The organism is Diplocloster modestus (assembly GCF_019042245.1).
Lineage (GTDB): Bacteria > Bacillota > Clostridia > Lachnospirales > Lachnospiraceae > Diplocloster > Diplocloster modestus.
The window spans coordinates 100,987-113,887 of the sequence record NZ_JAHQCX010000005.1 but is presented as its reverse complement, the minus strand read 5'-3'; the positions used below and the strand labels follow the sequence as shown (position 1 = coordinate 113,887).

Annotated in this window: 10 protein-coding genes and 1 tRNA gene; 10 read left to right on the top strand and 1 reads right to left on the bottom strand. The window is 48.4% G+C overall.

What is annotated here, in order from left to right:
• The first annotated feature begins 17 nt into the window (after window positions 1-17).
• The 10 genes from KTH90_RS09260 (at window position 18) to KTH90_RS09215 (ending at window position 12,325) form a co-directional block, all read left to right on the top strand.
• A complete protein-coding gene (locus KTH90_RS09260; protein WP_238726681.1) occupies window positions 18-2,366 on the top strand; it encodes a beta-glucosidase in 2,349 nt (782 codons plus the stop codon).
• A 171-nt stretch (window positions 2,367-2,537) separates the two neighbouring features.
• Window positions 2,538-3,305, top strand: coding sequence for an MBL fold metallo-hydrolase (locus KTH90_RS09255; RefSeq protein ID WP_238726680.1), 768 nt, complete (start codon window positions 2,538-2,540; stop codon window positions 3,303-3,305).
• Between the two features lie 78 nt (window positions 3,306-3,383).
• On the top strand, window positions 3,384-4,520 hold the full coding sequence (locus tag KTH90_RS09250) for an acyl-CoA dehydrogenase family protein (RefSeq protein ID WP_158351096.1): 1,137 nt from the start codon (window positions 3,384-3,386) through the stop codon (window positions 4,518-4,520).
• 43 nt (window positions 4,521-4,563) lie between these two features.
• Window positions 4,564-5,340: an enoyl-CoA hydratase/isomerase family protein gene (locus tag KTH90_RS09245; RefSeq protein ID WP_238726679.1), complete on the top strand. Its 777-nt coding sequence runs from the start codon at window positions 4,564-4,566 to the stop codon at window positions 5,338-5,340.
• Window positions 5,341-5,381: 41 nt separating this feature from the next.
• Window positions 5,382-6,530 carry an acyl-CoA dehydrogenase family protein gene (locus KTH90_RS09240; RefSeq protein WP_158351094.1) on the top strand — a complete coding sequence of 383 codons (1,149 nt, stop codon included), beginning with the start codon at window positions 5,382-5,384 and terminating at the stop codon, window positions 6,528-6,530.
• A gap of 33 nt (window positions 6,531-6,563) precedes the next feature.
• Complete coding sequence (locus KTH90_RS09235) at window positions 6,564-7,778, top strand: CaiB/BaiF CoA transferase family protein (protein WP_238726678.1); 1,215 nt, start codon at window positions 6,564-6,566, stop codon at window positions 7,776-7,778.
• Window positions 7,779-7,814: 36 nt separating this feature from the next.
• A complete protein-coding gene (locus tag KTH90_RS09230; protein ID WP_158351092.1) occupies window positions 7,815-9,446 on the top strand; it encodes a class I adenylate-forming enzyme family protein in 1,632 nt (543 codons plus the stop codon).
• Between the two features lie 49 nt (window positions 9,447-9,495).
• A complete protein-coding gene (locus KTH90_RS09225) occupies window positions 9,496-10,299 on the top strand; it encodes an electron transfer flavoprotein subunit beta/FixA family protein (RefSeq protein ID WP_158351091.1) in 804 nt (267 codons plus the stop codon).
• Window positions 10,300-10,311: 12 nt separating this feature from the next.
• Window positions 10,312-11,322, top strand: coding sequence for an electron transfer flavoprotein subunit alpha/FixB family protein (locus KTH90_RS09220; protein ID WP_158351090.1), 1,011 nt, complete (start codon window positions 10,312-10,314; stop codon window positions 11,320-11,322).
• A gap of 1 nt (window position 11,323) precedes the next feature.
• Entirely contained in the window at window positions 11,324-12,325 is a 1,002-nt protein-coding gene (locus KTH90_RS09215; RefSeq protein ID WP_238726677.1) for an MBL fold metallo-hydrolase, read from the top strand.
• Between the two features lie 325 nt (window positions 12,326-12,650).
• On the opposite strand, the gene KTH90_RS09205 is transcribed toward KTH90_RS09215, so the two are convergent.
• Window positions 12,651-12,738: transfer RNA gene (locus tag KTH90_RS09205), tRNA-Ser, on the bottom strand.
• Between the last annotated feature and the right edge of the window lie 163 nt (window positions 12,739-12,901).

The window sequence follows — 12,901 nt, the reverse complement described above, 5'->3', positions numbered from 1 at the left end:
GGAGGGCGATGTACAGTATGGCAACAAAATTAAAAGATGTGGGTTCCATTGAGAAAATAATTAGTGAGATGACGGTGGAGGAGAAGGCAGCTTGTATTACGGGAGGCAGTTCCTTCTACTCCAGGTCTATGGAAAAGTATGGGATACCTAAACTGCTGTTACTGGACGGCGGTACCGGGTTTAACACCAACCAGTTCTATTTGGAGGAAGTATTCCAGGAGTATGCAAAAAAACGGGAACAGGAAGGAAATCCCATTGACGATGAGGAGTGTGTCGGACGGATGGGAGGCCTCGAGATCGTACTGAGTGATCCGGATCTATGGCAAAAACGATCTGAGTATGCAAATGCGTCTCTGAAAGAAAAAGAATACGGCTGTTATCCCCCGGGGATGCTCATGGGCGCGACCTGGAATCCTTCCGTGATCGAGGCGTGCGGCCATGCCCTGGGAAAAGAAACAAATATGCGGGGAGTGGATGTGCTGCTGGGTTCCCCGAATGTAAATATCCACAGGGATCCTTTGAATGGACGGTTATTTGAGGGGTATTCCGAGGATCCGTGCCTGGCTTCCAAACTGGCTCCGTCACTGGTGAAAGGAGTCCAGGAGGAGGGGGTTATCGCTAATGTGAAACATTTTGCAGCCAATAATCAGGAAACGGACCGCATGGGAGTGGATGAACATATATCGGAGCGTGCCTTAAGGGAAATCTACCTACCTGGTTTCCAGGCTTGTGTTAGGGCGGGATGTAAAACGGTTATGTCGGCATACAATAAAATCAACGGCGTGCCCTGTGCACAGAACCGATGGCTGCTGCAGGACGTGCTGAGAAGAGAGTGGGGGTTTGACGGCTTTGTCGTGACAGACTGGTCTGCCGCATACGACCAGGTTGAGGCTTGCGCCGCAGGAAATGATCTGGTTATGCCGGGACCGCGGCAATTCAATACGCTGGTCAAAGCGGTGGAAAATAAAATGTTAAAAGAGGAAGACTTGGATGAATGCGTCAGAAACTTCCTGAAGATTGTTCTGGAGACTCCGGCCATGAAAGGAAGAAGAACTGCGTTTGACATGCGAGAGGGAATCGATGCAGCATATCATGCAGCGAAAGAAGGCATCACGCTGCTGAAAAATAATGGAGTTCTCCCGCTGAAAAAAGGTACCGGACTTGCTTTCTATGGGGAGTGCAGTAAACAGATGATCGCCTGCGGCGCCGGCAGCGCGGCGGTGAACACCTCGCTGAACACCAGCGTTTATGAATGCGCTGTAGCTGCACTTGGGGAAGAGAACGTCTGCTTTGGAGAGATAAAAGAAGACACGGGTGCAGTGATCGTAACAGTTGGCGCCAGGGGACAGGAGGGTGCTGACCGTCCGAATATGCTTATGGAGCCGGAGGACAGGGCGGCGCTGGACACAGCTGTTCAGGCGGCAGAGGAAAGAAATCTGCCGGTGATTGTTTTACTCAATGTGGCGGGACCGGTTCAGATCGTAGATTGGGAACCTAAGGCGGCCGCGATCCTGTGCTTATTCCTTCCCGGTATGCAGGGAGGACAGGCGGCGATGGATATCCTGTTCGGCAAGGTCAATCCGTCCGGGAAACTGCCTCTGACCTTCCCGAAGAAATATAAGGACTGCCCGACTTATGGCAATTTTCCGGGCTATAACAGCGAAGTCTGGTACGGCGAAGGGATCTTTGTGGGATACCGCTATTATGAGAGAAAAGGAATCGAGGTCATGTATCCCTTTGGATACGGGATGTCCTATACCACCTTCGATATCACCAACGTAAGTGCGCCTGCCAGTGTAAATGTGGACGAGGACGAGGTCAGAGTGTCCGTTTCTGTGAAAAATACCGGAACCATGGCTGGAGCCGAGGTAATACAGCTCTATATTCATGATGTGGAAGCAACGCTGGAAAAACCTGTGAAAGAGCTGAAGGCATTTCAGAAGGTTTACCTGGAGGCGGGAGAAGAAAAGGAGATATTCCTCACCCTGAAAAAAGAGGACTTTGCAAGCTATGACTGCCGGCTGGGTAAATGGGCTGCGGAGCCGGGTGAATTTTTACTGTTGGTGGGAAACTCTTCTGCTAATATATCCCAGACGGTCAGTGTGGAGATCCTCTGTGAGAATCCTTATATGATTGGCCCGCAGACAGACGTCGTCAAGGTGGTATCGAACCCAAGAGCGGTTCAAATAGTTGAAAAGGTTACGGACATTAAATTAAGGGATGTGGCCGGCAGCTATATTGTATTCCAGCCGTTGACACCGTTTGAACGGATCTGGCAGGAGTGTGTGATGCCAGCGATCAAAGTGGGTGAGAGGGAATCAACAGAAATGCAGAAAGAAATCTATAAGGAATGGAAACAGTTATAATATTGAAAAGGCATGGCTGATTTCGCTTACCAATCTTTGAACCATATGGCATTTTACAATAATTCGACAGTAACTATTCCGAAACGGAAAGGAAGATTTGAGATGGTAAGATTCGAATCAAGGAAGCTCAGCGACAATATAACCAGAATTACTGGAATAGCAGGTGAGCAAATGTACTTGCTTGAAGGGGAAGAGAAAGCAGCCCTGATCGATACCGGCAGCGGTGTCGGCGATCTGAAAAGTTGTGTCGCATCCCTGACACAACTACCGGTTATGGTTTTGATCACACATGGACATGTGGATCATGCGATGGGAGCGGCTCAGTTTGAAGAGGTATACATAAGTTATAAGGACAAGGGAGTATATATTGAGAATTCGGGAATGGAAGTCAGAAAGAATTATCTGTCTGCCTCGCCCAGGTTTGTTGAGGTAGAGGAAGCGGATTACATTCCTGTCAAACCTGCGGATAGCTTCCAGGACCTGAACGATGGGGATGTCTTTGACCTGGGTGGGCTTACAATTGAGACGGTTGCCTGCGCAGGGCATTCACCCGGCTCCATGATGTTTTTGCTTTGTGAAGACCAGGCACTGATTACAGGAGATGCGTGTGCGTACTTTACTATGCTGCAGGGAGATTCCTGCCTGGGACTTTCCACTTATGAACGGAATTTGAGGGCTGCCGGTAAGCGGACGGAGGGGAGATATGATCAGGTGTACATGTCACACGGGAACATAATAGCGCCGGTTACCCTGATTGACGAGGTACTTGAGGTTTGTGAACTGGTCAAGAGCGGTAGCGACGACAAGGTGGCGTTTGATTTCCTTCAAACGAAAGGGATGGTGGCAAAAGCGTTTGAAAATAATGGCGTGAGTAGTTATGCGAGATTGGACGGAAAAATCGGCAATCTTGTCTATAATCCAGACAGAATCTGGGATTGATGATTGATACAATGAAGATATTTTCATTCAGAAAATCAATCTCTGTATAGAAGATGATTACATTAATGGAGGTGTAACATGCAGCAGTATTTGTTAACAGAAGATCAAAAAGGTTATATTCAGCTGGTAAAGGATTTTTTTACAAAAGAAGTATTACCGATCCGGGCGGAGTATGACGAAGAAGAAAAAATCCCCATGGCAACAATTCACAAGGCCCTGGATATCGGTCTGCATATATTGGATATTCCGGAGGAGTACGGTGGAGCCGGACTTGACTTTTTAACCTATGTAATGCTGATCGAGGAGATGTGCAAGGTCGATGATGCCTTCACAAGTATCATTAACGCGGGAAGTATTGCCTGCAAAGTTGTGGAATTGGGAGGCACGCAGGAGCAGAAGGAAATGTTCTACGATAAAGTGGCGAACGGCGCTTTTGTCGGGATGTGCATTACGGAAGCCAATGCCGGTTCCGATGTCAGCGCGATCGCGACCACGGCGGTCCGGGATGGTGAGGAATATGTTCTCAATGGAATGAAGCTATTTGTATCAAATGGGAGTATCGCGGATTACTTTATCGTATTTGCATCCACAGATAAAAGAAAAGGCTCTAAAGGAATCTCCGCCTTCATCGTGGAAGGGGACCGGCCCGGCATCAGCCGCGGTAAACGGGAAAAGAAGCTGGGTGTTCACTGTGGCGACACCTGCGTGGTCACTTTCGACAATGTCAGAATTCCGGCTGGCAATCTTCTGGGAAATGAAAATGAAGGATTTAAACTTACGATGCAGACTTTGGACCGCGGTCGGGTGAAAGTGGCGGCCATGGCGATAGGCCATGCCCAGGGGGCATTGGACTATGCGGTTCAGTATGCAAAGGAGCGGGATCAGTTTGGACAGCCGATCTGTAAGTTCCAGGGAATTCAGTTTATGCTGGCCGATATGGAGGCAGCGGTGGAGAGCGCCCGCCAGATGGTTTATCACGCGGCGTCACTGATTGACAATCAAATGCCCTGCAGCCGTGCAGCATCTATCGCAAAGCTGGTGGCTACCGATAATTGCATGAAAGTATGCACCGATGCTGTGCAGATTCTGGGCGGCTATGGCCTGACCAGGGAATATCCGGTGGAACGGTATTTTCGGAATGCCAAGACCTATCAGATCGTGGAGGGGACAAATCAGATCCAACGGATGGTAATAGGAAGAGATCTGTGCAGATAAATATAGTTGAAAAATTCTTGAAATGGGAAAGGAATCCTTGAAAATGGAATACCAGGATCTGATGTATGAAGTAAAAGACAAAGTTGCCTATCTCACGCTGAATCGGCCCCATATGCTGAATTCGTTTTGTATAAGCATGAAACATGAGCTGGAAAATGCGGTATCGCGGATTGAGCAGGATGATGGCATTTGGGGAGTTATCATTACCGGCAGCGGTAGAGCGTTTTCCAGTGGCACTGATATTTCCGAGTTCCCGTCAACCGTAGAACAGGCGAGAAAGATCACGGCTTATTCCCAGAAGCTTTTCAACCGCGTGGAGAATCTGGAAAAACCCGTAATCGCCGTTATCAATGGATTTGCCCTTGGAGGCGGATTGGAACTGGCACTGTCCTGCGATATCAGAATTGCCGCGGATCATGCGAAGCTTGGTTTCCCCGAGGTTAAAGTCGGAGCCATTCCATGCTATGGGGGGACACAGCGGTTAACCCGGTTGGTGGGTGCGGGACGCGCGAAAGAAATCATATTCACCGGAAAGATGTTGTCGGCCCAGGAGGCGCTTGGGATGGGACTGGTGAACCATGTGGAAGTCCCGGGGAAGGAGATGGAAAAGGCAAAAGAGATTATGAGCCGGATCCTTAGCAATGCCCCGATGGCCGTAGCCTATTCCAAGCGGTGCATCAATATAGGCCCGGAGATAGGACTTGAATATGCGATGGATCTGGAACAGAATCTGGTCAGCATGCTGGTTCCCACCCATGATCTCAAAGAGGGAAGCCAGGCGTTTCTGGAGAAACGTTCTCCAGAATTTATGAATTGTTAATTTGCCGGTTAAAAATGTTAATTAGAAATGGAGTTTAAGCGATGAGCAGCACAAATATATTATTGAATGAGGAACAGCGTGAGCTGGCGGAACTTGCGGCGCAGATCGTAAAAACTGAGCTTGCCCCCCGCGTCGCGGATTTGGATAAGACCGGGGAATTCCCGCGCGATGTCTTGGAAACCCTCAGAGATGCTGGGTTTTATGGTATGAGTATTCCGGAAAAATATGGCGGATTAGAGCTTGATTATACTACACAAATGGCAATATACGAGGAAATAGCAAAAGTGGATGCAGGTTTTTCCTTCAACTTCGCTTTGGCTAGCGGTGAGTTCGGTATCTTTGAGGAAGCCAACGCTCCGGATTATCTGCGGAAGTATTATGCCGACCGGATAATGGCGGGGTCTATCTGCAGCTTCTGCCTGACGGAGGCGCAGGCAGGCTCGGACGCCGCCAATATACTTACAACCGCCGTCCGGGAAGGCGATGAATATGTGCTTAACGGGACCAAATGCTTTATTACAAACGGAGCATTGGCCGACCTGTTCCTGGTATTTGCCTATACGGACAAAAGCAAGGGAACCAAAGGGATATCCGCATTTCTGGTGGAAAAAGAGAGGGGGGTTCAGATCGGTAAAACCGAAGATAAAATGGGATTGAAATTATCTGTTACTTCCGAGGTGATTTTTGCTAATGTCCGTATACCGGCCTCCCATCTGATCGGGGAGGAGGGACGGGGCTTTATCTATGCCATGAAGGCGTTGGAAAAAGGAAGAGTCACCACTATGGTCCATGCGCTTGGCATTGCCCAGGCAGCTATGGACACGGCACTGGCATATTCGAAGGTGCGTGTAACTTTCGGTAAGCCCATTATAAAACATCAGGGGCTGGCCTTTCTCTTAGCGGATATGCAGAAACGTATCGATGCGGCACGCGCTCTGCTGTATTATGCAGCCGCAGCCATAGACCGGGGACTGCCGCTTGGAACCTTAAGCCCGAGTGCAAAGATATTTATCTCAGAGACAGCCATGAGTGTGACCACTGACGCGGTACAGGTTATGGGTGGGTACGGCTACATGAAAGAATATCCGGTAGAAAAATTGATGCGGGATGCTAAGGTGTTTTCTATCTTCGAGGGTACAAATCAGATTAATCTGATGGTCAGCGCAGGTGTGCTGGAGCGAATGAGATAAAGTGAGGTGCGAAACAAGCACATGGAGGAAAAGATGAATAAACCATTAACTGGTATTAAAGTAGTGGAATGCACCTTCTTTGTGGCAGGTCCGTCAGCCGGAATGAATCTGGCTGACTGGGGTGCAGAGGTGATCAAGGTGGAACCGGTATATGGGGAACCGGGGCACAGGCGGGATGAGCAGGGAAATATTGAAGTCAGAGATGAGTACTTCAATGTATATAACCGTAAGAAAAGAGGGATTGCCCTGAACACCAAAGATCCCAGAGGGAAGGAAATACTTGGAAGAATTTTAGAAGACGCGGACGTATTTCTGACCAGCTATCGTCCCAGCGCTCTTGAGAAAATGGGGTTGGACTGGGATACGCTTCACAGGAAGTATCCCGGGCTGGTCTACGCGGCGCTCACCGGATTCGGGGATGAGGGGCCGGAGCGTGACAATCCGGGATTTGACACGGTTGCTTTCTGGGCGCGCAGCGGTCTGATGCAGGATATCATTGACCGGGGAAACAATGTACTGATTCCCCCGGTTGCATTCGGGGATTTGGCCTGCGGTGCTGTTCTGGCCGGTGCGATCGGAACGGCACTGTTTAACAGAGAACGAACCGGTATCGCGGACCGGGTGTCCTTATCCCTGTACGGCCTGGCACTCTACAGCCTGAGCTATCTGGTGTTTGATGTTCAGACCGGTGGCAGTTACCCTATGAGCCGGCTGGAACCGGCACTTCCCATGATGGCCTCCTTTAAGTGCAGAGATGGAAAATGGTTCTACATGGCAAATGTGGATCATGAAAAACATTACGGTGATTTGATGAGGCTATTGGGACGGGAAGATCTGATTCAGGATGAGCGGTATAAGAGCAGGACAGCGGCACAGAAGAACCGAACTGAATTTATTAGGATACTGGATGCCGAGTTCGCCAAATATGATCGTGATACCTGTCTGGAAATCCTGAGGAAAGCAGATATCGCCCATTCTACGATCAATCATGTGGAAGATAACCTGAAGGATCCTCAGGCGCTGGCGAATAGTTACCTTTTGCCAATGTATATGCGGGACGGCAGCACCCCTCTTGTTCCCAGCACACCGCTGAGATTTGGCTCTTCTGAAATGGACGATATGGGAATGGGACCTCTGCTGGGTGAGGATACTAAGGAAGTGCTCATGAAATATGGCTACTCCGATGACGAGCTTGATATGCTGGCGGCAGAAAAAGTCATTGCAGGTATAAAAGATGTTACCGATTAATAGTTTCACAGCAGAATCCTAGCAGGTGAAAAATAAATGTTGCAGACGAATGGATTATATGAGGATACGCCGCTGCTACGGGATACCGTATCCGACTGTATGACTCAAAATGCGCTGATTTATCCAAACCGGACGGCTTTTATATTTGACGAAATAGAGTATACGTGGAATGAAGCGGATAAGATGACGGATCATATAGCAGTATCTATGTTGAATAAAAATATCCGGAAAGGGTGCCATATTGGTTTCTGGTCGTTAAACACGGTTCAGCTTGTATTTTACCTGATCGCAGCGATGAAAATCGGCGCAGTCCCGACAGTCATCAACTATTCCTACCGATCCTTGGAGCTGAAAAAAATTATAAAAAAAGCTAATATTGAGCAGCTCTTTCTGGGAGAGTATAAAAAGGGGTCTGATTATGGCGGGATGGCGGAAGAGGTTCGAGGGGAATGTCCCGGCCTGAAAGAGATCTGCCATATGGAGAAAACGTCTGAGGAATTGAGACGGATATACGGCGAAAGAAGTGCGGTAGCCAAAGCAGAGCTTTCTGTACTTTTGACATATAAGAATGCGGTAGAGACCGATGATGTGATTGGTATCACTTTTACCTCGGGAACCACGAAAGATCCGAAACCGGTTATGCTGTCCCACTATAACGTGCTCAATAACGCGCGGCAGTTTGCCGCCCGTATGCATGTTGGGCATGAAGAGAATGACGTATTGCTGGCACCGCTGCCGCTCTTCCACAGCTCCGGTATGACCGGTATGCTCTGTTTTTCGCTGGTCGCCGGTATTCCGACGGTCATTTTGCGTAGATTCACGGCGAATGATGCCTTAAGGGCAATCGAGCGTTATCACGTGACCGTGCTGATGGCTGTTCCATCCATGCTGGAATTAATGGCATGCAGCTATAACGAGGAGGAGTTTGATATCTCCTCACTGAGGATCGGACAGACATCCGGAGCAGGAATCTCTGCCGGAAAGCTACAGAGGATAATAGAAACACTGGGATTTGACCATTTTACGATGGCCTATGGACAGACAGAATGTTCCCCTTTGATCACGACAACTCTTTATGAGGACGACTGGGCCACCATCACGGGAACCGTAGGTAAGCCGCTTTCTTATGTAAAGGTCCGAATCTGGGATCTTGAAAAGGACTGTGAACTTCCGGCGGGGAAAACAGGTGAGATCCAGGTACAAGGATTTAATACGATGAAGGGGTATTATCATTGTGAGGAAGAGAACAGAAAGAAATATACGGCAGACGGTTGGCTCAAGACAACAGATACCGGATATTTTGATGAGAGGGGTTATCTGCATTTTGTGACACGTATCAGCGATATCATCATTCGGCACGGAGAGAATATTTCTCCTATGGAGATCGAAGGGGTAATCGAACAGTACAGCGATGATATCATCAAAGTCAAAGTGGTCGGAGTTGCCGAGGAAGTTGTGCAGGAGGAAGTGGCCTGCGTGATTCAGTGTAGCTTAGGAAGGATTGATCCGGAGGATGTAAAGAGCTATGTAAAAAAGATATTGGCCAGTTATAAAGTTCCGAAATATGTGATTCAGGTGGATGCCTTCCCAATGACTGAGACCGGGAAGATCGATCTGGCAGCCGTAAAGCGGATAGCACAAGAATTTGCGGCAGATGAAAAAATATGACTTTAAACAGGAGAATTTAGACGCGGTAAATGCGCCACTGGAGGAAAATATGAATATTCTTGTATGTGTAAAACAAGTACCTGATACTACAGCAATCAAGATAGATCCAATTAAGAATACACTTATTCGGACAGGCGTACCATCTATATTAAATCCTTTTGACGGCTACGCCCTGGAGGCGGCCGCCCGTATCAAGGATCAGAATCCGGATACGAAAATCGTGGTGGTCAGCATGGGACCCGAGCAGGCTAAGGCTGTTCTAAAAGAGAGCCTGTCGATTGCCGCGGACCGCGCGTATCTGGTATCAGGGCGGGCTTTTGGCGGGTCGGATACCCTTGCCACCAGCTATATATTGAGCCAGGCTATTACAAAAATTGAAACGATAGAGGGGAAATTTGACGCGATTTTCTGCGGGAAACAGGCGATAGACGGAGATACGGCACAGGTGGGGCCTGAGATTGCCGAGTATCTGGACATCCCCCAGGTTACCTATAGCCTGGAGGCAGAACCGGAGGGAAACATTTTGAAGGTAAAAAAAGAATCGGAGGAAGGTATTCAGGTGATTGGAATAGAGATGCCCTGCCTGATCACATTTACAAAACCTTCATGGGATCCCCGTTACCCTTCTATTAAGAGAAAGATGGCTGCTAACCGGGCAGAAATTCCTGTTTTGAATGAGGAATCATTCCCGGATCTGGATAGGACTAAGATTGGCCTGAAAGGCTCTCCGACCCATGTAAAGAGGACCTTTACGCCCCAGATTAAGTCCGGCGGTATCATAATTCAAGAATCGACGAACAAAGATTCCGCGCATAAGCTGTTTCAGGTGTTAAGAGATGCTGCAATCGTATAGGAGGGGAAAAGGATGGAAGCGATGACAAAAGATTTATGGGTATTTGTGGAAACAAATGAAGATGGTACAGCTAAGAATGTGGGGATTGAACTATTGACACCCGGTAAGCTTCTGGCTGAAAAACAGGGGGGTTCACTGGTGGCGGTCATCCTGGGAGAAAATGTGGAAAAAGCAGTGAATATGGCCGGCCGGCACGGCGCCGATAAAATTATAGCAGCGGAAGCTCCTGAACTCAGAGCATATTCCACGGATGCATACACAGAGGCGATCTGTAAGCTGGTAAAGAAATACGGCCCAACCAGCATGATGATCGGAGCCACAAACAACGGCCGCGATCTGGGGCCGCGTGTGTCCTGCCGGCTTCAGACCGGCCTGGTTGCGGACTGTACCGCTTTGGATATTGATGAGGAATCGGGAAATGTGGCGTGGACCCGCCCGGCTTTTGGTGGGAACCTGATGGCAACGATTCTCTGCCCGGATCACAGACCTCAGATTGGTACGGTCCGCCCTGGAGTATTTAAGAAAAGAGAACCTGTCGAGAACAGGGCCGAGATTATCAGGGAAGAGATCCATATCGATCCCAAAGATATACGAACCCGCATCCTGGACCTCATTACCTATATGAACAGTGAAAATGTGGATCTGGAAGGAGCGGAAATTATTGTATCCGGCGGACGCGGAGTGGGAGGACCGGAAGGTTTCGGACCGGTGAAAGCGTTAGCGGATGCGCTGGGCGGTACAGTAGGAGCATCCCGGGCTGCCGTCGATGCAGGATGGATATCACACGCTCATCAGGTTGGGCAGACGGGAAAAACAGTAGGGCCGAAGCTGTATATTGCCTGTGGGATCTCAGGAGCCATACAGCATCTGGCCGGCATGAGCGGGTCGGATTGCGTTATTGCGATCAATAAGGATCCGGACGCACCTATTTTTGATGTTGCGAATTATGGCGTGGTGGGTGATCTTTTCGAGGTTTTGCCGGCCCTCACGGAAGAACTCAGAAAGGATCGCGCGGAGGCTTGATATGGTAGAGCATATTTGGGAAGAGCCGGATATTTACCGGATCAGACTTGAGGTTCCCTGGAATCCTTTGAAGAATCTGAATATCTATGTTCTTAAATCTGCAGGAGAATTTCTGGTGATTGACACAGGATTTAACCGGCAGGAATGCCGGGAGGCACTGTGGGCCGGAATCAGAGAGCTGAAGCTTGATATGTCCGCCACGGTATTGTTTTTGACACACTACCATGAAGACCATATCGGTTTGGTATGGGATTTTGTGGAGCGGGGTATTCCTGTTTATATGGGAGATAAAGAGTATACATATTATAGTAAGCGGACTCCGAAAGAAATCACAGAAGATATAAATGCAATTTTTGAGTATGAGGGTTTCCCAAAAGAAATGTTAAGTGAAGCAGATCGGGAATCCTGGTTTCACATGCCTAAACCAGGATTCCCGGTTACGGTAATGAAAAGCGGCCAGGAGTTTAGGATCGGAGATTGCAGGATCATAGTAATCGGTACACCTGGCCATACGCCGGGGAATAGCGTGCTTTATCTTCCTGACCATGAATTACTGTTTTCGGGAGACCATATTCTGTTCGACATAACGCCGAATATCAGTATTTGGCCGCAGATGTCCCATCCACTCGCTGATTATCTGGAAAGTCTTCAAAAAATCCGGGAACTGCATATTCGCACAGCCTTTCCTGCTCACAGAGAGATGGGAGAGAATGTTTACGGCAGAATTGATGAAATTGTGCAGCATCACAAGGGCAGGCTTGACGAAATATGTCAGACGGCGGCGGTTCATCCGGGGATTACCGCATATGATATAGCGAAGTCCATACATTGGTCGTTGAGAAATTTAACCTGGGATGACTTTCCATATAATCAAAAATGGTTTGCAATGTCGGAGTCATTGGCACATATCGATTACCTGGTGGATAAGGGTCAGTTGATTCGGGAGGCCGGAGGCGATTCGGTTAACGGCTATAGAAGTAAAGATGTGCAGATAACGCACTGATGGAGGAAATTATTAAATATGATTTTCATTCTATGCAGGGATAGACGTGGTCCAGCCCCAGGGAACTTATATGATTTTTCTGGACTGCAGCAGGTGTAATAGTTTGTTCGTTGTGCCAGCCTGTTATTATACTTTGGACTGTCAATGAAAGAGATCCAGGATTGGCTTGGTCATAGCGAATTCACGACCACAGCAAAATTTTATGCCCATCTTGATGTGCAGGCAAAGTTCCGGGTGGCAGAAAAGATAGAACAGGGTTTGGGCTTGTCGAGTGTCAAAAAAATAAAAAGCTATCGATTCAATCGAAAGCTTTCTATTGCTTAAACGGAGACGGTGGGATTCGAACCCACGTACCGGTTACCCGATAACCGCATTTCGAGTGCGGCGCGTTACAACCGCTTCGCTACGTCTCCCCGCTTTAAAGCAACTTCTTCTCTGCGTCTCCCCGGTGTACCACCTGGTCACATCGCCCATTATATCATAAATATTCAAAGAAAAAAAGTATAAATTTGAAAAAGAGATCTTTCAGGAATCTACGCTGAAATACGCTGGACGGATGAACTGTTTTAATCAATT

Excerpts from the sequence above, each read along its gene's own strand:
- KTH90_RS09260 (WP_238726681.1), top strand. The coding sequence starts at position 18 with ATGGCAACAAAATTAAAAGATGTGGGTTCCATTGAGAAAATAATTAGT.
- KTH90_RS09255 (WP_238726680.1), top strand. The coding sequence starts at position 2,538 with ATGTACTTGCTTGAAGGGGAAGAGAAAGCAGCCCTGATCGATACCGGC.
- KTH90_RS09250 (WP_158351096.1), top strand. The coding sequence starts at position 3,384 with ATGCAGCAGTATTTGTTAACAGAAGATCAAAAAGGTTATATTCAGCTG.
- KTH90_RS09245 (WP_238726679.1), top strand. The coding sequence starts at position 4,564 with ATGGAATACCAGGATCTGATGTATGAAGTAAAAGACAAAGTTGCCTAT.
- KTH90_RS09240 (WP_158351094.1), top strand. The coding sequence starts at position 5,382 with ATGAGCAGCACAAATATATTATTGAATGAGGAACAGCGTGAGCTGGCG.
- KTH90_RS09235 (WP_238726678.1), top strand. The coding sequence starts at position 6,564 with ATGAATAAACCATTAACTGGTATTAAAGTAGTGGAATGCACCTTCTTT.
- KTH90_RS09230 (WP_158351092.1), top strand. The coding sequence starts at position 7,815 with ATGTTGCAGACGAATGGATTATATGAGGATACGCCGCTGCTACGGGAT.
- KTH90_RS09225 (WP_158351091.1), top strand. The coding sequence starts at position 9,496 with ATGAATATTCTTGTATGTGTAAAACAAGTACCTGATACTACAGCAATC.
- KTH90_RS09220 (WP_158351090.1), top strand. The coding sequence starts at position 10,312 with ATGGAAGCGATGACAAAAGATTTATGGGTATTTGTGGAAACAAATGAA.
- KTH90_RS09215 (WP_238726677.1), top strand. The coding sequence starts at position 11,324 with ATGGTAGAGCATATTTGGGAAGAGCCGGATATTTACCGGATCAGACTT.